General features: G+C 61.7%; 19 protein-coding genes and 1 riboswitch. Of the genes, 6 read left to right on the plus strand and 13 right to left on the minus strand.

Features of this window, described 5'->3' with window-relative positions; translation table 11 throughout:
• Positions 1-23: 23 nt before the first annotated feature.
• The 3 genes from rhdA to K5Y35_RS04870 all read left to right on the plus strand — a co-directional run bounded on the left by rhdA (position 24) and on the right by K5Y35_RS04870 (position 3,562).
• Positions 24-848, plus strand: a complete 825-nt coding sequence (gene rhdA / locus K5Y35_RS04860) for a thiosulfate sulfurtransferase (RefSeq protein ID WP_222833788.1) — start codon at positions 24-26, stop codon at positions 846-848.
• Positions 849-857: 9 nt separating this feature from the next.
• Positions 858-1,718 carry an archaetidylserine decarboxylase gene (gene asd, locus K5Y35_RS04865; RefSeq protein ID WP_123470881.1) on the plus strand — a complete coding sequence of 287 codons (861 nt, stop codon included), beginning with the start codon at positions 858-860 and terminating at the stop codon, positions 1,716-1,718.
• 92 nt (positions 1,719-1,810) lie between these two features.
• Positions 1,811-3,562, plus strand: a complete 1,752-nt coding sequence (locus K5Y35_RS04870; protein ID WP_222833789.1) for a molecular chaperone — start codon at positions 1,811-1,813, stop codon at positions 3,560-3,562.
• A gap of 60 nt (positions 3,563-3,622) precedes the next feature.
• On the opposite strand, the gene serB is transcribed toward K5Y35_RS04870, so the two are convergent.
• Positions 3,623-4,837 (minus strand): phosphoserine phosphatase SerB, encoded by a 1,215-nt coding sequence (gene serB, locus K5Y35_RS04875; protein WP_123470877.1) that lies wholly within the window; start codon positions 4,835-4,837, stop codon positions 3,623-3,625.
• A gap of 134 nt (positions 4,838-4,971) precedes the next feature.
• Here serB and K5Y35_RS04880 point away from each other — a divergent pair, with 134 nt between their 5' ends.
• Positions 4,972-6,477, plus strand: coding sequence for an AhpA/YtjB family protein (locus K5Y35_RS04880; RefSeq protein WP_222833790.1), 1,506 nt, complete (start codon positions 4,972-4,974; stop codon positions 6,475-6,477).
• Between the two features lie 548 nt (positions 6,478-7,025).
• Here K5Y35_RS04880 and K5Y35_RS04885 read toward each other — a convergent pair.
• The 9 genes from K5Y35_RS04885 to K5Y35_RS04925 form a co-directional block, all read right to left on the minus strand.
• A complete protein-coding gene (locus tag K5Y35_RS04885; protein ID WP_123470874.1) occupies positions 7,026-7,736 on the minus strand; it encodes a membrane integrity-associated transporter subunit PqiC in 711 nt (236 codons plus the stop codon).
• Between the two features lie 186 nt (positions 7,737-7,922).
• A complete protein-coding gene (gene parC / locus K5Y35_RS04890) occupies positions 7,923-10,187 on the minus strand; it encodes a DNA topoisomerase IV subunit A (RefSeq protein WP_003221074.1) in 2,265 nt (754 codons plus the stop codon).
• Positions 10,188-10,194: 7 nt separating this feature from the next.
• Entirely contained in the window at positions 10,195-10,719 is a 525-nt protein-coding gene (locus K5Y35_RS04895) for a TIGR02281 family clan AA aspartic protease (RefSeq protein ID WP_222833791.1), read from the minus strand.
• Complete coding sequence (locus K5Y35_RS04900; protein ID WP_186748754.1) at positions 10,716-11,705, minus strand: esterase-like activity of phytase family protein; 990 nt, start codon at positions 11,703-11,705, stop codon at positions 10,716-10,718. Before K5Y35_RS04900 ends, K5Y35_RS04895 begins: the two co-directional genes overlap by 4 nt.
• Positions 11,705-13,612: a DNA topoisomerase IV subunit B gene (parE, locus tag K5Y35_RS04905; RefSeq protein ID WP_003221068.1), complete on the minus strand. Its 1,908-nt coding sequence runs from the start codon at positions 13,610-13,612 to the stop codon at positions 11,705-11,707. The genes K5Y35_RS04900 and parE overlap by 1 nt, the downstream gene beginning before the upstream one ends.
• Positions 13,613-13,654: 42 nt before the next feature.
• Entirely contained in the window at positions 13,655-14,263 is a 609-nt protein-coding gene (locus tag K5Y35_RS04910; protein WP_222833792.1) for a YqiA/YcfP family alpha/beta fold hydrolase, read from the minus strand.
• A gap of 280 nt (positions 14,264-14,543) precedes the next feature.
• Positions 14,544-15,359 carry a 3',5'-cyclic-AMP phosphodiesterase gene (cpdA, locus tag K5Y35_RS04915; protein ID WP_222833793.1) on the minus strand — a complete coding sequence of 272 codons (816 nt, stop codon included), beginning with the start codon at positions 15,357-15,359 and terminating at the stop codon, positions 14,544-14,546.
• 99 nt (positions 15,360-15,458) lie between these two features.
• Positions 15,459-15,911 (minus strand): DUF1249 domain-containing protein, encoded by a 453-nt coding sequence (locus K5Y35_RS04920; RefSeq protein ID WP_007967395.1) that lies wholly within the window; start codon positions 15,909-15,911, stop codon positions 15,459-15,461.
• On the minus strand, positions 15,902-16,519 hold the full coding sequence (locus tag K5Y35_RS04925) for an NUDIX domain-containing protein (RefSeq protein ID WP_128613697.1): 618 nt from the start codon (positions 16,517-16,519) through the stop codon (positions 15,902-15,904). The genes K5Y35_RS04920 and K5Y35_RS04925 overlap by 10 nt, the downstream gene beginning before the upstream one ends.
• Before the next feature lie 228 nt (positions 16,520-16,747).
• Here K5Y35_RS04925 and K5Y35_RS04930 point away from each other — a divergent pair, with 228 nt between their 5' ends.
• On the plus strand, positions 16,748-17,494 hold the full coding sequence (locus tag K5Y35_RS04930; protein ID WP_123470864.1) for an RsiV family protein: 747 nt from the start codon (positions 16,748-16,750) through the stop codon (positions 17,492-17,494).
• On the opposite strand, the gene cytX is transcribed toward K5Y35_RS04930, so the two are convergent.
• Both cytX and thiC read right to left on the minus strand, forming a co-directional pair.
• Positions 17,463-18,755: a putative hydroxymethylpyrimidine transporter CytX gene (gene cytX, locus K5Y35_RS04935; protein WP_123470862.1), complete on the minus strand. Its 1,293-nt coding sequence runs from the start codon at positions 18,753-18,755 to the stop codon at positions 17,463-17,465. The genes K5Y35_RS04930 and cytX overlap by 32 nt on opposite strands.
• 167 nt (positions 18,756-18,922) lie before the next feature.
• A complete protein-coding gene (gene thiC, locus K5Y35_RS04940) occupies positions 18,923-20,812 on the minus strand; it encodes a phosphomethylpyrimidine synthase ThiC (RefSeq protein ID WP_222833794.1) in 1,890 nt (629 codons plus the stop codon).
• Positions 20,813-20,958: 146 nt separating this feature from the next.
• Positions 20,959-21,064: riboswitch (TPP riboswitch) on the minus strand.
• 206 nt (positions 21,065-21,270) lie between these two features.
• On the opposite strand from thiC, the gene K5Y35_RS04945 reads away from it, so the two are divergent.
• Entirely contained in the window at positions 21,271-22,704 is a 1,434-nt protein-coding gene (locus K5Y35_RS04945) for a TolC family outer membrane protein (RefSeq protein WP_123470860.1), read from the plus strand.
• Positions 22,705-22,742: 38 nt separating this feature from the next.
• On the opposite strand, the gene K5Y35_RS04950 is transcribed toward K5Y35_RS04945, so the two are convergent.
• The gene (locus K5Y35_RS04950; RefSeq protein WP_222833795.1) at positions 22,743-23,699 is read right to left on the minus strand and encodes a hypothetical protein; all 957 of its coding nucleotides are present in this window, start codon (positions 23,697-23,699) and stop codon (positions 22,743-22,745) included.
• Between the last annotated feature and the right edge of the window lie 4 nt (positions 23,700-23,703).

Raw genomic sequence — 23,703 nt, forward strand, 5'->3', positions numbered from 1 at the left:
CCTTTGTGCTCTGGAGACCTCACATGTCTGACTTCTCTGGCTTGCCGCTCGTCATCGAGCCGAGCGACCTGCTCCCGCGTCTCGATTCCCCTGAACTGATTCTGGTGGATCTGACCAGCCCTGCCCGCTATGCCGAAGGTCACCTTCCCGGCGCACGTTTTGTCGACCCGAAACGCACCCAGCTCGGTCAGCCGCCAGCACCGGGATTGCTGCCGGCCAAGGCCGACCTGGAGGCGCTGTTCGGTGAACTGGGCCATCGCAAGGACGCGGTCTACGTGGTCTATGACGACGAGGGCGGCGGCTGGGCCGGGCGTTTCATCTGGCTGCTCGACGTGATTGGTCACGACAACTACCACTACGTCGACGGCGGCTTGCCGGCGTGGCTGGAAGCCGGCATGCCGATGTCGATCCAGATACCTCCCGCCGTCGGCGGCCCGGTGGCGCTGACCCTGCACGAAGAACCGACCGCCACTCGCGAATACCTGCAAAGCCGACTCGGCGCCGCCGATCTGGCGATCTGGGATGCGCGCGGGCCGCTGGAGTATTCCGGTGAGAAGGTGCTGGCGGCCAAGGGTGGACACATTCCGGGCGCGGTCAACTTCGAATGGACCGCCGGCATGGACAAGGCACGCCAGTTGCGCATTCGCACGGACATGCCGCAGATCCTCGAAGACCTCGGGATCACCAAGGACAAAGAAATCATTACCCACTGCCAGACCCATCACCGGTCGGGCTTCACATATCTGGTGGCCAAGTCCCTCGGTTATCCGCGGGTCAAGGGCTACGCCGGTTCCTGGGGCGAATGGGGCAACCACCCTGACACGCCTGTCGAGATTCAAGGTTTTTAAGGACAACTAATGAAAGAGCGCCTGTTTATCCTCAGCCAGTACCTGCTGCCTCATCACCTGCTGTCGCGCCTGGCCGGCTGCGTTGCCGAGTGCCGCGTGCGCTGGTTCAAGAATGCCTTCACCCAGTGGTTCGCCAAGCGTTATCAGGTGGACATGTCGCAAGCACTGGTCGAAGACCTGACCGCTTACGAGCACTTCAACGCGTTCTTCACCCGTGCACTGAAAGACGGCGCACGTCCGCTGGACGAAACTCCGGGCGCGATCCTCAGCCCGGCCGACGGTGCGGTCAGCCAGCTCGGCCCGATCGAACACGGTCGGGTATTCCAGGCCAAGGGCCACAGCTTCAGCGTGCTGGAACTGCTCGGCGGTGATACGGCCAATGCTGCTCCGTTCATGGGCGGCGATTTCGCCACCATCTACCTGTCGCCGAAAGACTACCACCGCGTGCACATGCCGCTGGCCGGCACCCTGCGCGAGATGGTCTACATCCCGGGCCGGATCTTCTCGGTCAACCAGACCACCGCGGAAAACGTTCCGGAGCTGTTCGCCCGCAACGAGCGTGTGGCGTGCATCTTCGACACCGAGCGCGGGCCGATGGCCGTGGTGCTGGTCGGCGCGATGATCGTCGCTTCGATCGAAACCGTGTGGGCCGGTCTGGTCACCCCGCCGAAGCGCGAGCTGAAAACCTTCCGCTACGACGAAGCCGCCCGCGCACCGATCCATCTGGAAAAAGGCGCCGAACTGGGCCGCTTCAAGCTGGGTTCGACCGCGATCGTGCTGTTCGGGCCGGATCAAGTGAAATGGGCTGAAGAACTGGTCGCCGGTTCGCCAGTACAAATGGGCCAGGCTCTGGCACTGCCAACGGCCTGATATCTCCGCGCTCTCCCTGTAGGAGCTACCGAAGGCTCTTACAGGGTTTGCCGTCGCGACAGACCCCGATTTTTACTGCTATGGTTTTTGGCATGAGCCAGACCATCGCCCCGCCGCCACTTCGCGCCCCTGCCCCGACGCAATCGCGCCTGTCGTTTTGCGAAGCCTCCCCGCGCGACTTCAAGCGCTGGATCGCCGGCCTGCCCAAGGCCAACATCGGCGAAACCGCCCGCCAGTTGTATCAAGGCCTGGGCGAACTCAATCAGTTGCTCACCCCCAGCGACAATCGCCTGCAATTGCTGGAGTTGCTGCGCCCCGAGGTGTATTTCGTCTGCCAGCATCTGGAGCGGCAGTTTCTGCATCAGGCGATCATGCTCGACGAGCGTTCGCGCAAGATCAACAACCTGTGTCAGGCGCTGCAAAGTCATCTGGCGATTGGCTACAAACAGATCGTGCTGCGCATCACCCCGAAATACAGCAAGGATCGCGCGACTCTGCTCAGCACTGCCCTGCAACGGGCGGCACATGCGCTCAAGGGGCAACTGGTACGCGCCACGCAGCTGTACAGTCCCGCACCGGAGCAGTTGTGGTTCGAGTTGCACCAGCTCTATCGCAGCGCCTGTGAACTGCAGCTTCAGCACAAGCGCGTGCATGACGACCTCGCCAGCCTGACGCCCGAGCTGAGCCTTGAACAGACCTACATCACCGCGTTGTTGCTGGGCAGTGGGCGTTGCAATCAGTTGCGGCAGAACCAGATCGCCCGCCTGGCCGAGGTGCTGGAGCCGTGGAGCGCGTTGCTCAAACTGCATCCCGGGCGTCCGGACGATGGCCTGTTTGCGGTCAGCGCAGAACTCGATGTCGGGCCGCGTTATCGCAGTATGTTTCGCCGCGAACAACAGGCCGGACTGCTCGGCTTCGATCCGCAGCCGCTGGTGAATGCCGTCGAGGCGCACCTGCTGCGGCAAGACACATCGCCGCCGTTGCAAGTGCCCAACGGCATGAGTCAGGACACCCTGCAACACTTGCATGCCACGTGGGGACAGGCCGCCGAACGCAGTTTTCAGCGCAGCGTTGGCCAGGGCAATCTGACCGTGTGCGTCGGCATGAGCGCCCTGCATTTCTACCTCGGTGGCGAACGCACATTCAGCGAATTGCTCAAGCATCCCGGCGCTCGCGCAGCCAATTTCAGCAGTGCCGTGGCCAAGGGCGAAAAGGACAGCTGGAGTCAGGCGTTCGACGCCGCGCCGCTGGGCAACGAGCAGTTTCTGCCTTATGAAGAAATCCAGTATGACCATCTGCCCGAGGACGAAAGCACCACCGACAGCACACCGCATTACCCGACCTACACGTTGCCGGTGATCAACCATAGCCCCGGCGGCTACTGCCTGGCCTGGCCCGATGAGGTGCCTGCCGAGCTGCAGGCTGGAGAAATGCTCGGGATTCAGGACAGCACGAGCCAGGGCTGGAGCATTGCCGTGATTCGCTGGATTCGTCAGGTACGGGGTAGCGGGACGCAGATGGGCATTGAACTGGTGGCTCCGCATGCGCAGCCATGCGGTTTGCAACTGGTGCGCTCGCGGGACGATCACAGCCATTACTTGCGCGGGTTACTGCTGCCGGAGATCAGCGCAATCGACTTGCCGGCCACCTTGCTGGCACCGCGCCTGCCGTTTCAGGAAGGCAATAAAGTACTCATCAACACTCAGGGCGAAGAGCACCGCGCCGGACTGGATCGGCGGCTGGCGAGTACACACAGCTTCAATCAGTTTGCCTATCGCTCGCTCGAGGCCGCGCAGAATGGCGGGAGCGAGGAGGATTTCGACTCCTTGTGGAAGTCGCTTTGAAGCCTTAAAGAAACCGTGGCGAGGGCGCTTGCGCCCTCGCCACAGAGACCTGCTTCAAGCTTAAAGCTGGCCGTCGCGGTCGCGGAAGCCGAGCAGATACAGCACACCGTCCAGCCCCAGTGTCGAGATCGCCTGCTTGGCCGACTGCTTGACCAGCGGCTTGGCCCGGAACGCCACGCCCAGCCCGGCAATCGCCAGCATCGGCAGGTCATTCGCGCCATCGCCAACTGCGATGGTCTGCTCCAGACGCAAACCTTCCTTGTGCGCCAGTTCCTTCAGCAGATCGGCCTTGCGCTGGGCGTCGACAATCGGCTCGATCGCCACGCCGGTGCACTTGCCGTCGACCACTTCCAGTTCGTTGGCGAACACGTAGTCAATGCCGAGCTTGGCCTGCAACTGCTTGGCGAAGTAGGTGAAGCCGCCGGACAGGATCGCCGTCTTGTAACCCAGACGCTTGAGTTCGGCGAACAGGGTTTCGGCGCCTTCGGTCAGGCGCAACGAGGCGCCGATCGAATCCAGCACGCTGACATCCAGCCCTTTGAGCAGCGCCAGGCGCTCCTTGAAGCTGGCACGAAAATCCAGCTCACCGGCCATCGCGCGCTCGGTGATGGCCGACACTTGCTCGCCGACACCGGCCGCCTTGGCCAGTTCGTCGATGACTTCGGCTTCGATCAGCGTGGAGTCCATGTCGAACACCGCCAGGCGCCGGTTGCGGCGGAACAACGAATCTTCCTGGAAGGCGATGTCGACGTTCAGCGCCTGCGCGACGCTGAGGAATTCGGCGCGCAGGGCCTGCGGATCCGCCGCCTCGCCACGCACGGAGAACTCGATGCAGCCCTTGCCCTTGTCCGCCGGCGTATCCAGCGGCATGCGACCCGACAGACGGTCGATATGGTCGATGTTCAGGCCATATTTGGCGGTGATCGAGCTGACCGCCTGCAATTGGCCGGCGGTGACTTTGCGGGTCAACAGGGTAACGATGTGGCGTTTCTTGCCCTGATTGCCCACCCACTGCTGGTAATCCTCCTCGGACACCGGGGTGAAGCGCACCTGCTGGTCGAGCTCGTAGCCCTTGAACAGGATGTCCTTGAGCACGGCCTTGCCTTGCTCGGAATCGGGAATTTCAACCAGGATGCCGAACGACAGGGTGTCGTGGATCACCGCCTGACCGATGTCGAGAATGTTCACACCACCTTGTGCCAGAACGCCGGTAATGGCCGCAGTCAGACCCGGACGGTCGACTCCCGTGATGTTAATCAGGACGATTTCGCGCAACGCGCACCCCCGCAACTGGAAAAAAACCGCATTCTACCCACTTTCAGTGACCATCGGGCACCGCGAGCGCTTTGCCGGTCTAGGGCCTGTCGCTATACTGCGCGTCAACTTCACGGACAAAAGAGCCGAGCTCAGTGAACCGGCCCACGCCAGTTAAAACCGATAACTTCTTCCTGCTGATCTTCCGTGCACTGCGCCACCGCCGTGTACCGATTGCATTGCGCATTGCCAGCCATAACGTGATCCTGGTCGCTCTGGCCCTGGTGATCTATGCCGGGGTGATGGGCTTGCAGTTCAAGCAGGCCATGCACGAGCAGGCCGATGCACTGGGCGAAAGCCTGACCACGCAGACCGCCACCTCCGCCACGGAGCTGTTGGTGTCCAACGACATCCTCAGCCTCAATGTGCTGCTCAACAACCTGACCAAGAACAAACTGGTGGCGCACGCGGCCATCTATAGCGTGGACAACCGCATCCTCGCCGAATCCGGTCAGCGCCCCAAGCACAGCCTGTTGGGCGAAGCCGAAGGCATGTACGAGAGCAAGATCACCTTCCAGGACGTGACCGCCGGGCAACTGCGCATCAGCCTGGACATGGATCAGTTCCAGCAGCCGATGACCATCAGCCTGCAGAGCATGGGCATTCTCAGTGCGATTTTGCTGGCGCTGTCGCTGGCCTTGAGCCTGCGCATGGGCCGCTACCTGTCCACGCCGCTGCTGCAATTGCGCGTATGGTTGCGCCATATCGACGAATTCACGCCGGGCACCGAGCGCCAGGACGAAATCGGTGATCTGGCCCGTCAACTGCACGCCAACTTTGCTCCGGAGCCGGCGCCGAAACCCGAGCCGGAACCCGAGTTCGAAGAAGAGGACGAACCGGAATTCGAAGTGCGCAACCTGCGCGATCCGAGCTTCGACGAAACCCGTCCGCTGGCCGCACAGAAGCCGGCGCCGCGCCACGTGGTCAGCACCGTTGAAGACGATGACGACGACGCCTTTGCCGATCTGCGCGACGAGTCGCTGGATGCCGCCCCGCAACCGGCTGTGCGCAAGGCCACACCCAACGTGCCACAGCACAGCGCCGTACTGGCCGTGCAACTCGGCTCGCAAGAACAACTGCGCCGCCTGCCACGCGCGCGCCTGGAGGAGTTGCTGGAGCGTTATCGCGACTGCCTCGACCAGGCCGCCTCGTTGTATCAGGGTGAAATCGAAACCCTCAACGACGGCAGCACGCTGATGCTGTTCCACAGCGAAGACAGCGGCGACGATTACCTGACCAACGCGATCTGCTGCGGCGAGCTGCTGCGGGCGCTGGGCCATCAGTTGCAGATCGAAGTCGCCGACAGCGGCATCACCCTGCAATTGCAGCTGGGTCTGACCCTGGGTGACGAGTTGTTCGGTCTGAGCCAGATCGACCTGCTGCTGACCGACTCTGCACAGGATGCCTTGGCCTTGTCGCAACACAGCCGCAATCTGCTGCTGGTCGAGCGCAAGATCAGTGACGATGCACTGATCCGCCAGCGTGCGCGGATCCGCCCGATTGCCAGCCCTGAAGGCGCTTGCTGCGTGGAGCGCTTGATGGAGCCTTATCCGTCGATGCTCGAGCGACAACTGGCGCGGATGCATGAACGTCGGGCGTAAGCCTTAGGCCAGAGGTACGAAAGCCCGCAGACACGCGAATGTCTGCGGGCTTTTTTGTTGCCTGCACTTTGCCCCTCACCCTAGCCCTCTCCCGCTGGGAGAGGGAACCGATCCGGGAATATTGAAGACCTGCAGCGACGTGAACGCCCAGCTGTGAATTCATAATCGCCAAGCGCTTTCAGGTCGATGCATAACCTCACCCCAGCCCTCTCCCTCGGGGAGATGGAACCGATTCGGGAATATTGAAGACCTGCAGCGACTTGAACGCCCAGTTGTGAATTCATAATCACCAAGCGCTTTCAGGTCGATGCATAACCTCACCCCAGCCCTCTCCCTCCGGGAATATTGAAGACCTGCAGCGACGTGAACGCCCAGCTGTGAATCCATAATCGCCAGGCGCTTTCAGGTCGATGCATAGCACCAGACACCTCGGTCAGTCCCCTCTCCCTCCGGGAGAGGGTTAGGGTGAGGGGCTTGTGATCTCCCCCACCAAACCCCAGACACAACAAAGCCCGCACAAGGCGGGCTCTGTTCTGACTCGATCCGACTTAGAAGCGGAACACTTCCATATCGGTGCGAATCGGCGAAGCCATCGGAATCTTTGGCTGCTTCTCGGCTTCCGCTGCCGGCGCGGCCGGTTTGGGGGCCGCTTTACGCGGTGCTTCAGCCACCGGCGGCTGATTGGCCAACGGTTTGAGCGCCACCGACAACTGCTCGGCCAGACGCTGCAGCAGAATGCCTTGCGCCTGAACCTGTGAAGCCGTGGTGCCGGCATGCAGCTCCTGCAGGTGGACGATGCGGTTATCGCGCACCTGACCACGACGGTCGATCAAGCGCCATTGCGCATCGAGGATCGCCGGTTGTTTCTCACCCGAGTCCAGACGCGTGATGGTCAGCAACACCTGCACATCCGGGGTAAAACCCAGGGTCGCCGGCGCCAGCACCACACGCTGGCTGTCGAGATGACCGGCCACCTGACGCATCAGCAATTGATCGATATCCGACGAAAGGCTGCCCGCCCAGCGACCGTCGGTCGCCGCTTGCAGGCTACCGTCCGGTTGACGTTGCAGCAGGGTTTCACGTTGCAGGTAATCAGCAATGACTACCGGACCCAACAAAACCGCCATGCCTGCGCTTTGCGCAGGCTGAGCCGGACTTCCGCTGTCCAGCTGATACAGCGACACCGGCTGGTGAACGCTGCAACCCGCCAGGCCCAAAACGCCGGCGAGTAGGAAAATAAGGGGGCGCAGAGCAGTCATCATCCCGTCCAGGTGGCCGCCACAAGGCTGACCACAGTGAAAATACCCAATAAATATGAAGAACGCTCGGCCACGCCGGCGTTTGGAAAGGCCATATCATCCGTGAATATGCGTTCCGACTCCAGCGCCAAAGCGTCGATCTACGCGTTAAATCGTAGATCGACGCCTCTAGGTGGGCGTTTTCGCCTAATTGAGGTTTTCGACGAGCAGCGCATCCACCCTCTGGAAGCCCCTTGGCAGCTTGTTGCCACGACGGCCACGTTCACCCTTGTAGTGTTCGAGGTCGTCGGCCTTCAGCGACAGGGTCCGTTTTCCGGCCTGCAGCACCAAGGTGGCGCCTTCCGGCAGTACGGCGATGTCCGTGACATATTCTTCGCGACTGGCCACACGCTCACCGGAAATACCGATGATCTTGTTGCCCTTGCCCTTCCCTAATTGTGGCAGATCGCTGATTTTGAAGATCAGCAGGCGACCTTCGGTCGTGACCGAGGCCAGCCAGTTCTGCTCACGATCGGCCACTGGCCGCGGCGCGATGACTTTGGCGTTGTTCGGCAGACTCAACAGGGCCTTACCGGCCTTGTTCTTGGCTTGCAGGTCTTCGCCTTTGACCACGAAGCCGTAACCGGCATCGGACGCGATCACATACAGCGCATCGTCTTCCGGCATCAGCACGCACTCGAACGTGGCGCCGGGCGGCGGCGTCAGACGGCCGGTCAACGGCTCGCCCTGGCCCCGGGCCGACGGCAAGGTGTGCGCGGCGACCGAATAGCTGCGGCCGGTGGAGTCGATAAACACTGCAAACTGGTTGGAGCGCCCCGCCGCCGAGGTCTTGAAACCGTCACCGGCCTTGTACGACAGGCCAGTGGCGTCGATGTCGTGTCCTTTGGCCGAACGGATCCAGCCTTTTTCCGACAACACGACAGTCACTTTTTCGTTTGGCAACAGGTCGTGTTCGGTCAGCGCCTTGGCTTCTGCACGTTCGACGATGGGTGAACGACGGTCATCGCCATAGGTTTCAGCGTCTTTCAGCAGCTCGGTGCGCACCAGCTTCTTCAGCTTGGCTTCGCTGCCCAGCAGCGCTTGCAGCTTGGCTTGTTCCTTGAGCAGTTCGTCCTGCTCGTCGCGCAACTTCATCTCTTCCAGTCGCGCCAACTGACGCAGACGGGTGTCGAGGATGTAGTCGGCCTGAATCTCGCTGAGGGCGAAACGTTCGATCAGCTTGGCTTTCGGGTGCTCCTCGGTACGGATGATGTGGATCACTTCATCCAGGTTGAGGTAAGCGATCAGCAAGCCGTCCAACAGGTGCAGGCGACGCTCGACCTTGTCGAGGCGGAATTGCAGGCGGCGACGCACGGTCAGCACGCGGAATTCCAGCCATTCGACCAGCAACGCACGGAGGTTTTTCAGCTGTGGCTTGCCGTCCAGACCGATGATGTTGACGTTGACCCGGTAGGTCGACTCCAGCTCGGTGCTGGCGAACAGGTGCTGCATCAGCGCTTCGTGATCGACGCGGCTGTTGACCGGAATGATCACGATGCGGCACGGGTTTTCGTGGTCGGATTCGTCACGCAGGTCAGCGATCTGCGGCGCTTTCGACGGTTTGGCCTGCATCAGCGCAGCGATCTGCTCCAGCACCTTGGCGCCAGACACCTGGTGCGGCAGCGCGGTGACGATGATGTCGCCGTCCTCGACGTGGTACACGGCGCGCATGCGCACCGAGCCCTTGCCGGTTTCGTACATTTTCAGCAGGTCGGCGCGCGGGGTGATGATTTCCGCTTCGGTCGGGTAGTCCGGGCCCTGAATGTGTTCGCAGAGCTGCTCGACCGTGGCTTTCGGCTCATCGAGCAGGCGCACGCAGGCAGTGGCGACTTCGCGCAGGTTGTGCGGTGGCACGTCGGTGGCCATGCCCACGGCGATACCGGTGGTGCCGTTGAGCAGGATGTTCGGCAAACGTGCCGGCAACACCAGCGGCTCCTGCAGGGTGCCGTCGAAGTTCGGGCCCCAGTCGGCGGTGCCCTGGCCCAGCTCGCTGAGCAGCACTTCGGAATAGCGCGACAACCGCGCTTCGGTGTAACGCATGGCGGCGAAGGACTTCGGATCGTCCGGCGCACCCCAGTTGCCCTGGCCGTCGACCAGTGTGTAGCGATAGCTGAACGGCTGAGCCATCAGCACCATCGCTTCGTAGCACGCCGAGTCGCCGTGCGGGTGGAACTTGCCGAGCACGTCACCGACGGTACGCGCCGATTTCTTGTGCTTGGAATCGGCATCCAGCCCCAGTTCGCTCATGGCGTAGACGATACGCCGCTGTACCGGTTTCAGGCCGTCGCCGATATGCGGCAAAGCACGGTCCATGATCACGTACATGGAGTAGTTGAGGTAGGCATTTTCGGTGAAGTCAGCCAGCGAGCGGCGTTCTACACCGTCCAGGCTGAGATCAAGGGAGTCGCTCATGCGGGCCTCATCGGTTCGTTGTCTGGCGCAGCAGCATGGTGCCACCGCGCTGGGTAAATTCAAGTTTGTTCAGGGCGCTCATGCCGAGCAGCACCTGATCGCCATGCAGCCCCGGCGCCACCAGTGCGCGGACGTCCCGCAGCACGATGTCGCCCAGTTGCAGGCGGTCGATTTTGGTCCGGTAGCCCTGGCTCAGGCCGTTGGCCGTGCTCAGGGTTACACCGAAACCCTCTTCCAGTTTCAACCGTTTGGCCAGATCCGCCGGGATCGCCACATCGGTGGCGCCGGTGTCGAGCATGAACTCCACCGGCTCACCGTTGATCTGGCCGCTGGCGACAAAATGCCCTTGGGCGTTGCCGGCCAGCTTCACTTCGATCACGCCGCCATGCTGCTCGGACGTGATCACCACGTTCGGATTCTGCTGGCGCTGCTCCCACTGGCCAAAAAACCGCGTCGCCAGAAACAACGCCGCGCACCAGGCCAGAATCATCAATACCCGGCCGGCGCGCTTGCCCGGCGGTTGCTGGCTCACGGCTTGGCGCTCCAGCCACCTTCAGGCGCGGCGAAGCGCCAGACGATCGGGCGTTTCTCGCCATCGGCGCGGACGCCGTCGTTATTGTCCAGGCCAATCCACGCGCCATCGGCGTCCACCACCAAGGCTTCCGCCAGACCGTAGGCCTGGGAATAAAGCCGTTGTGGCTGCAAGGCCTCTTCAGCAAACGACCAGCAGCGTTCGACCTTGGCCGTCACCGCATCACGCCGACAGACCCTGAACGCATTGCGCTCAAGGGTGAACAGCTTGCCGTTGAACAGCGACAGATCGGCGAAATCACGGCTGACGGCGCGAGCCTTGGGGAACTGCGGTGGCTGCATCTCCACCCCGGCTTCGCTGAGCAAAACGCAGCCGCCGTGGCAATCCCAGACTGTTTGCTGGCGCTTGATCTTCAGCAGGCCACGCCGTTCACGCTCGGCCGCCAGCCACATTTCATCGCCCGCGGGGTTGATCGCCAGGCCTTCGAACAACGCATTGAAGTGCAGCAACATGCCGCTGGCCCGGGCTTCCTTGACTAGCATCGGCGAGATTTTCAGCCACGATGCCGTCCCCTCGGGCGACACCTGCAGCACCGCCGCATGGGCTTCGCTGACGATGTAGCGGTTACCGGCGCTGTCGCAGGTGATCCCTTCGAAATCGAGGTCGCCGCCACGGATGAACGACGCCGCCCAGGTGCGCGAACTCAAGCCCCACGGCAAGCCGCTGTCGGGTACTTTCGGCACGTCGAGGTGCACGGTTTCGGCCTGCCAGACCTGATCGCCCGTGTTCAGGCGATAGATCTGCTCGTCGTCACGGTCGGACACCGTCCACAAATCCTTGCCGCACACCGCCAACCCCGAGAGGTTGCCGCCGCGCATGCCGTCGACCGGATGCTCGGCCAGCAGCTTCAACTCGGGCACCGGCTCGGCCGCCACCGTCATCGAGCCCAGCAGCAACGCACATGCCAGGGCGACGCCGAAGCGCATCAGGCCAGCACCTCGGCGAGGTTGCCCTTGGATTCGAGCCAGGTCTTGCGGTCACCGGCGCGTTTCTTCGCCAGCAGCATGTCCATCATTTCCGAGGTCTCGGCGAAATCATCGCCCAGCGTCAGTTGCACCAGTCGCCGGGTGTTCGGGTCCATGGTGGTTTCACGCAGCTGCGGCGGGTTCATTTCGCCCAGCCCCTTGAATCGGGTGACCTGTGGCTTGCCGCGTTTCTTTTCGGCCACCAGACGGTCGAGAATCCCGTCGCGCTCGGCTTCGTCGAGGGCGTAGTAGATCTCTTTGCCGAGGTCGATGCGGTACAGCGGCGGCATCGCCACGTAGACGTGACCGGCATCCACCAGCGGGCGGAAATGCTGGACGAACAAGGCGCACAGCAGCGTGGCGATGTGCAGACCGTCGGAGTCGGCGTCGGCGAGGATGCAGATCTTGCCGTAGCGCAGCTGGCTCATGTCTGCGGCGCCCGGATCGACACCGATGGCCACGGCGATGTTGTGCACTTCCTGGCTGGCCAGCACTTCGCTGCCATCGACTTCCCAAGTGTTGAGGATCTTGCCGCGCAACGGCAGGATCGCCTGGAATTCCTTGTCCCGCGCTTGCTTGGCGGAACCGCCGGCGGAATCACCCTCGACCAGGAACAGCTCGGAACGCATTGGGTCCTGCCCGGCGCAATCGGCCAGTTTGCCCGGCAGCGCCGGCCCCTGGGTAACGCGCTTGCGCTCGACCTTCTTGCTGGCCTTGAGGCGGCGACCGGCGTTGTTGATCGCCAGTTCGGCCAGGGCCAGACCGGTTTCCGGGTTGGCGTTGAGCCACAGGCTGAAGGCGTCCTTGACCACACCGGAGACGAACGCCGCCGCTTCACGGGACGACAGGCGCTCTTTGGTCTGGCCGGAGAATTGCGGCTCCTGCATCTTCATCGACAGCACGAAAGCGATGCGTTCCCAGACGTCTTCCGGCGCCAGCTTCACGCCACGCGGCAGCAGGCTGCGGAATTCGCAGAACTCGCGCATCGCGTCGAGCAAGCCCTGACGCAGACCGTTGACGTGGGTACCGCCCTGCGCCGTCGGGATCAGGTTGACGTAGCTTTCCTGCACCGCGTCGCCACCTTCCGGCAACCACAGCAGCGCCCAGTCGACCGCTTCTTTATTACCGGCCAGGCTGCCGCAGAAGGGCTCGTCCGGCAGGCGTTCGAATTCGCTGACCGCGTCCACCAGGTAGGAGCGCAGGCCGTCTTCGTAATGCCATTCGACTTTCTCGCCGGTGCCTTTGTCTTCGAAGCTGACCAGCAGCCCCGGACACAGCACAGCCTTGGCCTTGAGCACGTGCTTGAGGCGGCTGATGGAGAATTTCGGTGAATCGAAGTATTTCGGGTCCGGCGCGAAGTACACGCTGGTGCCGGTGTTGCGCTTGCCGACGGTGCCGACGATTTCCAGTTCGGTGGCTTTGAAGCCATCGGCGAAGGTCATCTGGTACTCGTTGCCGTCACGCTTGACGCGCACCCGGACTTCGGTCGACAAGGCGTTGACCACGGAAATACCCACCCCGTGCAGACCGCCGGAGAACTGGTAGTTCTTGTTGGAAAACTTGCCGCCCGCATGGAGTTTGGTGAGGATCAGCTCAACGCCCGACACGCCCTCTTCCGGGTGAATGTCGACCGGCATGCCACGGCCGTCGTCGCTGACTTCCAGCGAGTGATCGGCGTGCAGGATCACCTGCACCGATTTGGCGTGGCCGGCCAGGGCTTCGTCGACGCTGTTGTCGATGACTTCCTGGGCAAGGTGGTTCGGCCGACTGGTGTCGGTGTACATGCCGGGGCGTTTGCGCACCGGGTCGAGGCCCGAGAGGACTTCGATGGCGTCGGCGTTATAAGAGCTAGCGCTGGGAGTGGCCATAGGGTCTCGTCGTCAGTGATTCAATGAAAAAGGGGCAAGACTTCACAGTGCGGTGAAATCAATTGCCTGATACAAATCGGCGCCAATGCCGGCAAAACTCAGCAACGCCGGCAATTGCCCGGCAAACCCCTGGAAACTATGGTCGCCGCCGGCCTGAATCCGCAGGGCACAGGCCCGGTAATACTGCTGGGCGAGGCGATAATCCAGTGTTTCATCACCGGTCTGCAACCACACCTGATAACGCTGCGCGTCCTGTGGGGCCGGCACTTCCAGCTCGGCCAGGGCCGTCACATGGTCGTGGGTCAGTTCCCAGGTCTCATCGGTATACAGGTTTTTCTGCGTGCCCAGGTACCCGTCAAACATCCGGTGCGGACTGACGGCCGGGTTGACCAGCAGGGCTTTCAAGCCGTGGCGCTCGGCCAGGTGAGTCGCATAGTAGCCGCCGAGTGAGCTTCCCACCAGCAACGGCCGACCCAGTTCGGCAATCGCCTGCTCCAACTGACCGATGGCTTCACGCGGGTGGTGATGCAGGGCCGGGACACGCAACTTGTCGCTCAAACCCAGCAGCTCCATGACCGCGACCAGCTGACAGGCCTTTTTCGAGGCCGGGGCGCTGTTGAAACCGTGGATATAGAGGATCGAACCGGACATTTGAGCTCCCTGAGTGTCGGTTTGGGTTTGCGGAGTTTACAGGGAGAGAAGAGCGGATTGGGGGTGGTTTCGAGAAATTGCTCGCTCAGCAGGGGCGGCCCTCACCCTAGCCCTCTCCCAAAGGGAGAGGGGACTGATTGGGGGATATTTCGGAAGTACGCCGACCTGAAAGAGCTTCACCGAATCCACAATCGACACAATCTTTCAGGTCGATGCATAACGCCAGACACCTCGGTCAGCACCCTCTCCCTCTGGGAGAGGTGAGGGGCTTTTGATCTGATCAGTAACCGTCGGAGCCGTAATCGACGGTGAAGGAAAAACCGGTCACACGTTCAATACCAGTTTCCAGGCGCCCATCCGGCAACAACCGCAACCAGCGATACCCCGGCGCCTGCTCACCGACCTTGAAGTCATCACTCCCCGGCTCGAACTGAATGCAGGTCGAAGGCGAAGCCAACAGGCGCACGCCGTTGCGTTCGCGGTCGATTTCCTGGTGCACATGCCCCCACAGCACCGCGCGAGCCTGCGGAAAACGATCCAGCACCTCGAAAAACGCCTCTGGATTGCGCAAACCGATCGGCGCCATCCACGCACAACCGATCGCCACCGGATGATGGTGCAGGCACACCAGATGATGGCGCTCCGGCGCTTCGCTCAGCGAACGGGCCAGCAGTTGCAACTGGTCGTCCTGCAAATACCCCGGCACCGAACCCGGCACCGCCGAATCGAGCAGCGTCACCCGCCAGTTACCGATATCGACTACCGATTCCAGCAACGCGCTCTGCACGGCAGCCTCGGCCATGATCATCGGTTCGTCGTGATTACCGGGGATCCACCGCGCCGGGGCAGCGATCTGCGCGCTCATCTGGCGAAACTGCTGGTATGACTCCAGTGTGCCGTCCTGGGAGATATCGCCGGTGGCCAGAATCAGGTCGATCTGCGGCTGCTGCCCCAGCACCAATTCGATAACCTTTTGCAGGCTTTGACGGGTGTTCATGCCCAGCAGCGTGCTATCCGCTTCAGCGAATAAATGGCTGTCGGACAACTGCACCAGCAACGCCGCATCGGCGGTGGTCAACGTGGATACGCTCGGCAAGGCGCTCTCCCAGGGCAAAAGCACGGAATCGGTCAGGTGCCGCAATTATGCTGGGGGATGAGCGAAAGGGGAAACCGACGAACCGGACGCAGTTCACAACTAGCGAACGACTTCGTACTCGTGCCCCAGGGCCAGACAATGGCTCAGCCATTCCCCCAGGAACAGATTGAGCTGGGCCTTTTCATCCGGCTGATGCATCGCGGCGTTCGGGTAAGGATAGATGCCGCGAAAGCGTCGTGCATGTTCGGCGCTGATCACTTCGGCCATGCGCGCGTCGTGATAGACCTGAACCTCCAGTTGCGGCACCGGCAACCACGGCAGGCTGTGTTCCTGACGCACCTGCAACGTGGTGGTGTACGGACAGGTCTGCAGCACTTCGAGGGCCAGTACGCCGAGCATCTGCTCGCCCTGGGTCACGGCAATGCGCCGTGCCTCGGGGTCATTGCGCATGTCCGGCACCAGTCGCATCAGGCGCGCGTAGTTGGCCTCGCAGGCAGCTTGCAGCCCCGCCAGGTCAACCCGATAACGATCGCGCAGCTTGTTTACGACCATAGCCCCCTCACTTCGGCGCGGTTGAGCGCCAGCCACTGCAAGGCGATGATGCTCGCCGCATTGGCAATGCGTCCGTCACGGACAGCCTGCAAGGCATCTTCAAAGGCCCAGACCGTGACGCGGATATCTTCTGCCTCTTCCTCCAGCCCATGCAGGCCGCCTACGCCTTCGGTGCTGCAACGCCCCAGAAACAAGTACACGAATTCGTTGCTGCCACCCGGCGACGGGAAATATTGGGTCATCGGCCACAAGGCCTTGATGTCCAGTCCAGCTTCCTCCTGCGCCTCGCGGTGAGCAACCTCTTCCGGCACTTCTGCCTTGTCGATCAGACCGGCGACCAGTTCCACCAGCCACGGGTTGTCGGTCTTGCCCAGGGCGCCGACGCGAAACTGCTCGATCAGCACCACTTCGTCGCGCTGCGGATCGTAAGGCAGCAGGCACACCGCGTCGTGGCGCACGAAGACCTCACGGTCGATCTCGCGACTCATGCCGCCAGCGAACAATTCATGGCGCAGGTGCAAACGGTCGAGCTTGTAGAAACCCTGGTAGCAGCGCTCGCGCTTTACGACATCAACGGTGGCCGGCGTGGCGTTGGCAAAATCAGTCATGAACATCCTCTTTACTGCAAATCCGATACGAGGTTCCTTGTTGTCACTGGCAACCCCGACTTCGCGCCATCCTAACGCGCTCGTGATGATTGATGCAGCCCCTTTACCGTCAGCGGGATGGACGGTGGCGGCGAAACCCACTCTAATTAGCTTAGTGGCGAACTGACTGCTTCGGCGAGAGTCGAAGCGGATAACTTTTTGCCTTCCCCTGTTTCAGAAAGGACGCCCATGTCGCTTTTCAAAATTGCCTCTGTGGCCGCCATCGCCCTGACCCTGGGCGCCTGCGCCAACCTGTTCCAGCCCAACTACCGCACGCCGCTGGAAACCACCCGCGACGCATCGGAAACCCTGAAACCCGGTTGCTCCAACCCGGACTGCCCGCTGGTGAACATCGACACCCTGCACTTCCCGGCCGAGCCTGCCCTGGACGGCATTATCGAAAAACGCCTGCTGCAAATGACCCGCACCGAGGCGAATGAACCGGTAGCGCCAACGCTGGCGGCCTATCGCGAGCAGTTCCTGCGCACCGCTGGCCCACGCAACAGCAGCTATTTGCAGGCCAAGGTACGCGAGCAGCATGACGGCTTGGTGATCATCGAGCTGTCGAGCTACCTCGACACCGGCGGCGCCCATGGCACCCCGGGTCGCGGTTTCATCAACTACTCGCGCCAGCAGCATAAAGTGCTGAACCTGTCGGACATGTTGCTGCCGGGTCAGGAAGAGGCGTTCTGGAAGGCCGCGCAAGTGGCGCACAACAGCTGGCTGATCAGCACCAAGCTCGATCAGGAAGCCGAGTTCGTGAAGAACTGGCCGTTCGTGAAAACCCCGAATGTGGCGCTGACTTACGGTGGCGTGATCCTCAAGTACGACGTGAGCACCCTCGCGCCTTACGCGCTGGGCCACGTCGAACTGAAGATTCCTTACCCGCGTCTGAACGGCATCGTCAAACCCGAGCTGTTTCCGGGCCGTAACTGAAGGCTCGACCGAGCACCAGTTGCAACAGCCCTGCCAGCACCAGTGCCGGCAGGGTCGCGCCGACGTCCGGATACAAGTTCGCCAGCAAGTGGTAGGTGCTGATCCCGCCCAGCCACGCCAACAGCGCCGGCCAGCGCAATGCAGCTGACGCGACCTGAGCACTGCGCTTGCGCAGGATGAAGTGATCCACCAGCACCACGCCGAACAGCGGCGCGAACACCGAGCCGATCAGCAACAGGAAGTTCTGGTACTGCGCCAATGGCGCCAGCAGCGCGATCAGCGTGCAAAGCACGCCGATGGCCAAGGCCAGATGCTCGACCTTCAAGCGCAGCAGAATCCCGCTCGATACCGCCGCCGAGTGAATATCGGCAAACGCGTTTTCCGATTCGTCGAGCAGAATCAGCAACAGCGGAATCCCCAGGCCGGCACCGGCCAAAGCCAGCAGCAACGCATTGACTTCACCGCTCGGCGCGAACGCCAGGGTGTAGGCCACGCCGAGGCTCATCAGCCAGAAATTGCCGATGAAGAAACCGATGGCCGTGCCACCGAAGACGTTCTTCGCACGCTTGCCGAACCGCGAATAGTCAGCGATCAGCGGCAGCCACGACAGCGGCATCGCAATGGCAATGTCAAAGCCCACGGCGAACGGCATCGAACCGTCCCCGGCACGCGCCCAGAGTGCCGCCAGATCGGCCTTGGCAAACAGGTTCCAGGTCAGCCAGATGCACGCGGCGAGGATCAGCCAGATGCCCCACTTGCGCAGGATCTTGCGCACGAAGGTCAGCGGCCCGCTGACCGCGAGCAAGGTGGCCAGCGCACCGAAGCACAAGGTCCATAGCATCGGACTGGCCCACAGCGAACCTTCGCTGAACGCCCGGGTGCCGAGCAGGCTGGCGGCGTCGCGCATGACGATGATTTCGAACGAGCCCCAACCAATCAGCTGCAGCAGGTTAAGCAGCGCCGGCAGGCTCGCGCCTTTACTGCCGAGGCTGAGTTTCAGCGCGGCCATCGACGACAGGCCGGTGTCGCTGCCGATCACACCCACAGCAGCCAGCAGCAGAACGCCGACCAGAGTGCCGAGGAAAATTGCCAGCAGTGAACCCGACAAGCCCAGACCGGGCGCGAGCAAGGCACCGGTCTGCAACACCATCAGGCCGATGCCGAGGGAAAACCACAGGGAAAACAGATCGCGACCGCCGAACACACGCTTGTCAGCGGGCACGGCGAGGTCGGGGGAATAAGTGCTGGGTTGAATGCTCAAGGGTGTTATCTCAGAGGGACATTTGTTGTTTTTTTGATCGCCATCGCGGGCAAGCCCGCTCCCACAGGATCCTTGTTGAACACACATTTTGTGAGCAACGCAAAACACTGTGGGAGCGGGCTTGCCCGCGATGACGGCGGCGCGAATGCCGCCGGACTCAGGTCAGATCAAACCTTCTTGTACAGCTGACTGCCTTCCTTCTTGAACCGCTCGGCCTGCTCCGCCAGGCCTTGGGCGACGTCCACGTCGACCGTGTCGATCCGCTGGTTGGCCGCGTATTCGCGGACTTCCTGAGTGATCTTCATCGAGCAGAATTTCGGCCCGCACATCGAGCAGAAGTGCGCGACCTTGGCCGAATCCTTCGGCAGGGTTTCATCGTGATACGAACGGGCGGTGTCCGGATCGAGACCGAGGTTGAACTGGTCTTCCCAACGGAATTCGAACCGCGCCTTGCTCAGGGCGTTGTCGCGAATCTGTGCGCCCGGGTGGCCCTTGGCAAGGTCGGCGGCATGTGCGGCGATCTTGTAGGTGATGATCCCGGTTTTCACGTCATCCTTGTTCGGCAAGCCGAGGTGCTCCTTCGGCGTCACGTAGCAGAGCATGGCGCAACCGAACCAGCCGATCATCGCCGCCCCGATACCCGAGGTGATGTGGTCGTAGCCCGGCGCAATGTCGGTGGTCAGCGGGCCGAGGGTGTAGAAAGGCGCCTCGTCGCAGCACTCGAGCTGCTTGTCCATGTTCTCTTTGATCAACTGCATCGGCACGTGCCCCGGGCCTTCGATCATGCACTGCACGTCGTGCTTCCAGGCAATCTTGGTCAGCTCGCCGAGGGTTTCCAGTTCGCCGAATTGCGCTTCGTCGTTGGCGTCGGCAATCGAGCCCGGACGCAGGCCGTCGCCCAGCGAGAAGCTGACGTCGTAGGCCTTCATGATTTCGCAGATTTCGTCGAAGTGGGTGTAGAGGAAGTTCTCTTTGTGGTGCGCCAGGCACCACTTGGCCATGATCGAACCGCCGCGGGAAACGATGCCGGTCACGCGCTTGGCGGTCAGCGGCACGTAGCGCAGCAACACGCCGGCGTGGATGGTGAAATAGTCGACGCCCTGCTCGGCCTGCTCGATCAGCGTGTCGCGGAACAGCTCCCAGGTCAGGTCTTCAGCAACGCCATTGACCTTCTCCAGCGCCTGGTAGATCGGCACGGTACCGATCGGCACTGGCGAGTTGCGGATGATCCACTCGCGGGTTTCGTGAATGTGTTTGCCGGTGGACAAGTCCATCACGGTGTCCGAACCCCAGCGAATGCCCCAGGTCAGTTTCGCCACTTCTTCTTCGATGGACGAACCCAAAGCGCTGTTGCCGATGTTGCCGTTGATCTTCACCAGGAAGTTACGGCCGATGATCATCGGTTCCAGTTCGACGTGGTTGATGTTGGCCGGAATGATCGCGCGGCCACGGGCGATTTCTTCGCGAACGAATTCAGCGGTGATTTCTTTCGGGATGCTCGCACCGAAGCTGTGGCCGGCGTGTTGCTGGTTCAACAGGCCAGCGGCGCGGGCCTCTTGCAGCTTCATGTTTTCGCGGATGGCGACGTATTCCATCTCGGCGGTGATGATGCCTTTGCGCGCGTAGTGCATCTGACTGACGTTGGCCCCGGCCTTGGCGCGGCGCGGGTTGTTGACGTGGGCGAAACGCAGCTTGGTCAGTTCCGGGTCGGCGAGGCGTTCCTGGCCGAAGTTGGAACTCAGGCCTGGCAGACGCTCGGTGTCGCCACGGTCGTCGATCCACGCCGAACGCACGTCGCCCAGGCCTTTGCGCACGTCGATCACCACGTTCGGATCGGTGTACGGGCCCGAGGTGTCATACACGGTGACCGGCGCGTTGATTTCGCCGCCGAAGTCGGTCGGCGTCACATCGAGGGTGATTTCGCGCATCGGCACGCGGATGTCCGGGCGCGAGCCCTGAACGTAGACTTTTTGCGAACGGGTGAACGGCTTAACCGACTGCTCATCGACCTTGGCCGAGTCACTCAGGTTGATCGCGTTTTTTGCTTTTGTAGTCATCACGGGCTCTCCAGACAGCATCCAGGCAATGGATTGTCGGAGCAGAACCTGAAAGGCACGGACGCACCAGGACCGGTGCTGTGCATCGTCGTCGAGCGTTCGATTGTCGAACAATATCCCGGACGAAGCACAAGAGGACTCGCCGGGTGACGAGAAATCTTGTTCCCTACGCAGGCGCTAACCTGATCAGGTTCAACGGGATCCGAAATTATTCGATCTCAGCCTCATAGCAAGGCACCCCGACAAGAACCCGGCCAGTCTAGACACAACCGGCAAAGAACGCCAACACCGCAGCAAACACCATGATGAATGGCGCAATTACCGGGACTTGCAGGATTGTTGCCGCACGATTGCACAACTACACTCGCTTTGCCCTGTGCGCCTTGACGCTGCGGGAGCTGCGCCTTAGCCTTGGCGCGCACATTATTTTCGTAATATTTCTTGCTAGGGATCGCCTCATGCTGCGCAAACTTTCACTGGCTCTTGCCGTGTCTTGTGCGTCCAACGCAATGGCCTGGGCAGCAGAAGCGCCCTTGTCGACCAAGACCGATCTGGTCAGCGTCTATCAGGAAGCCGTCGACAACAACGCCGATCTGGCCGCTGCCCGCGCCCAGTACGGCGCGCAGAAAGAAGTGGTGCCACAGGCTCGCGCAGGGTTGCTGCCCAACCTGTCCGGCGGCGCCGAAGTCGCCGACGTGCGCACCTCGATCGACCAGCCTTCGGCCAATGCCACTCGCAGCGCGCATTCCTATCAGGCGACGCTGGCTCAGCCATTGTTCCGCGCCGACCGCTGGTTCCAGTACCAGGCGGCCAAGGACGTCAACGAGCAGGCCGCGCTGCAACTGTCGGCCACCGAGCAGAACCTGATCCTGCAATCGGCCGAAAGCTATTTCAACGTGCTGCGCAGTCAGGACAATCTGGCCTCGACCAAGGCTGAAGAAGCCGCGTTCAAGCGTCAGCTCGACCAGTCCAACGAACGCTTCGATGTGGGCCTGTCGGACAAGACCGACGTGCTGCAATCGCAAGCCAGTTACGACACCGCGCGCGCCAACCGCATCGTTGCCCAGCGTCAGGTCGACGATGCCTTCGAAGCACTGATCACGTTGACCAACCGTCAGTACAACTCGATTCAGGGCATCGTCCATACACTACCGATCCTGCCGCCGGCGCCGAACGACGCCAAGGCCTGGGTCGACACCGCCGCCAAACAGAACCTCAATCTGCTGGCGAGCAACTTTGCGGTCAGCTCCGCCGAACAGACCCTCAAGCAGCGCAAGGCCGGCCACTTGCCGACCCTCGACGCCGTGGCCAAATACGAGAAAGGTGACAACGACGCCCTCGGCTTCGCCAACCCGAACGCCTTCGGCACCCCCTACGGTGGCAACGTCGATCAGCGCACGCTGGCCTTGCAACTGAACATCCCGATCTACAGTGGCGGACTGACCAGCTCGCAAGTGCGCCAGTCCTATGCGCAACTGGATCAGAGCGAGCAGCAGCGTGAAGCCCTGCGCCGGCAGGTCGTCGAAAACACCCGCAACCTGCACCGCGCGGTCAATACCGATGTCGAGCAGGTGCAGGCGCGCCGCCAGTCGATCATCTCCAACCAGAGCGCCGTGGAAGCCACGGAAATCGGCTATCAGGTGGGTACACGCAACATCGTCGATGTGCTCGATGCCCAGCGTCAGCTGTACACCTCGGTGCGCAACTACAACAACACCCGCTACGACTACATCCTCGACAACCTGCGCCTCAAGCAGGCGGCGGGGACGTTGAACCCGGGTGACCTGCAGGACCTGACGCGCTATCTCAAAGCCGACTACAACCCGGACAAGGACTTCTTGCCGCCGGATCTGGCCAAGGCCGCCGAGGCACAGCTCAAGGCCCGGCCTTAATCCAGAAACCCGCAGAAATGCGGGTTTTCGTTGCCTGATCATTGTCGCCAGACAAATCCGCCCTTGCGCCGCCCTTGCGGATAGATGGACCGCTGCGCCTTGTCCAGATGACCACCCTGGCGCACGAAACTGACCGCTTCATTGTTTCGCCGACTACGCATCCAGGTGATCCATCCCAGTAGCTCAGCGTGCCCCAACGCTTCGATCAATAACAAAAACTGTCGCCGCCAGCGTGTACTGGCCCCCATGCCCAGCCCGGAACTGCGCTTGAGATCCGGGATGCTTTGACCATTCATCACCCCTTTCACGAAGTCTAGCCAGAGGTCAGGCCGGATCATCCCTTCCAATGGCGTTCCAGACAGAATGGAAAAGCAGGTCACACAGGGATCACATTTGAACTTGGGACGAATCCCTGTGATTCGATAGGTTCGATCGCCTTTACACTTGGGGCATATCGCGTGCCGGGCATTGAGCATCGTGTCGATCCAGGACATGACCGCTTGCTGCTGCGCAGCAATATGCTCGGGGGCTTGCAGGTTTTCCCGGTAATGTCGCGTCGTCCACCACTGATACAACTCAGGGCACTCTTCGGCCATCACCTCGCGGGTTGCTTTGCCCCAACTGAAATAGACCTTATGGTTCATTCCCAGACGAGGCGCTATCTGGACACTGGACCAGCCGGCCAACAAGTAAAGCGCAAACGTGGACCACAGCTCCATACGGCGCAGATTGGCGAACGGCGTATCGCTCAGACTGTTGCAGCCTTTCTGACATGAGCCGCAGTAGTAGTACGGTAGCCGACGGGCCGGATGAGTCTGGCAGGTTAGATTGGTGTTACTACACCATGGGCAAAACTTCACTCGCCGATACGGCAATTCGTGCAGATAGCGGATCAACCGATTGGCGTCGGGCCGCAGGTGCATCGGGAGACGGACCTCGTAGTCCGGCAAATCGCCTTGTCCGGGGATGGGCAGATCGGGCAGTCGAGACGTCATTGGC

It is taken from the genome of Pseudomonas sp. SC3(2021) (assembly GCF_019856535.1).
Lineage (GTDB): Bacteria > Pseudomonadota > Gammaproteobacteria > Pseudomonadales > Pseudomonadaceae > Aquipseudomonas > Aquipseudomonas monsensis.

What these genes read in the sequence shown, in the direction of transcription:
- rhdA (WP_222833788.1), top strand. Translation starts at nt 24, where the DNA reads ATGTCTGACTTCTCTGGCTTGCCGCTCGTCATCGAGCCGAGCGACCTG.
- asd (WP_123470881.1), top strand. Translation starts at nt 858, where the DNA reads ATGAAAGAGCGCCTGTTTATCCTCAGCCAGTACCTGCTGCCTCATCAC.
- K5Y35_RS04870 (WP_222833789.1), top strand. Translation starts at nt 1,811, where the DNA reads ATGAGCCAGACCATCGCCCCGCCGCCACTTCGCGCCCCTGCCCCGACG.
- K5Y35_RS04885 (WP_123470874.1), bottom strand. Translation starts at nt 7,736, where the DNA reads ATGACTGCTCTGCGCCCCCTTATTTTCCTACTCGCCGGCGTTTTGGGC.
- parC (WP_003221074.1), bottom strand. Translation starts at nt 10,187, where the DNA reads ATGAGCGACTCCCTTGATCTCAGCCTGGACGGTGTAGAACGCCGCTCG.
- K5Y35_RS04900 (WP_186748754.1), bottom strand. Translation starts at nt 11,705, where the DNA reads ATGCGCTTCGGCGTCGCCCTGGCATGTGCGTTGCTGCTGGGCTCGATG.
- parE (WP_003221068.1), bottom strand. Translation starts at nt 13,612, where the DNA reads ATGGCCACTCCCAGCGCTAGCTCTTATAACGCCGACGCCATCGAAGTC.
- K5Y35_RS04910 (WP_222833792.1), bottom strand. Translation starts at nt 14,263, where the DNA reads ATGTCCGGTTCGATCCTCTATATCCACGGTTTCAACAGCGCCCCGGCC.
- K5Y35_RS04920 (WP_007967395.1), bottom strand. Translation starts at nt 15,911, where the DNA reads ATGGTCGTAAACAAGCTGCGCGATCGTTATCGGGTTGACCTGGCGGGG.
- K5Y35_RS04925 (WP_128613697.1), bottom strand. Translation starts at nt 16,519, where the DNA reads ATGACTGATTTTGCCAACGCCACGCCGGCCACCGTTGATGTCGTAAAG.
- K5Y35_RS04930 (WP_123470864.1), top strand. Translation starts at nt 16,748, where the DNA reads ATGTCGCTTTTCAAAATTGCCTCTGTGGCCGCCATCGCCCTGACCCTG.
- thiC (WP_222833794.1), bottom strand. Translation starts at nt 20,812, where the DNA reads ATGACTACAAAAGCAAAAAACGCGATCAACCTGAGTGACTCGGCCAAG.
- K5Y35_RS04945 (WP_123470860.1), top strand. Translation starts at nt 21,271, where the DNA reads ATGCTGCGCAAACTTTCACTGGCTCTTGCCGTGTCTTGTGCGTCCAAC.
- K5Y35_RS04950 (WP_222833795.1), bottom strand. Translation starts at nt 23,699, where the DNA reads ATGACGTCTCGACTGCCCGATCTGCCCATCCCCGGACAAGGCGATTTG.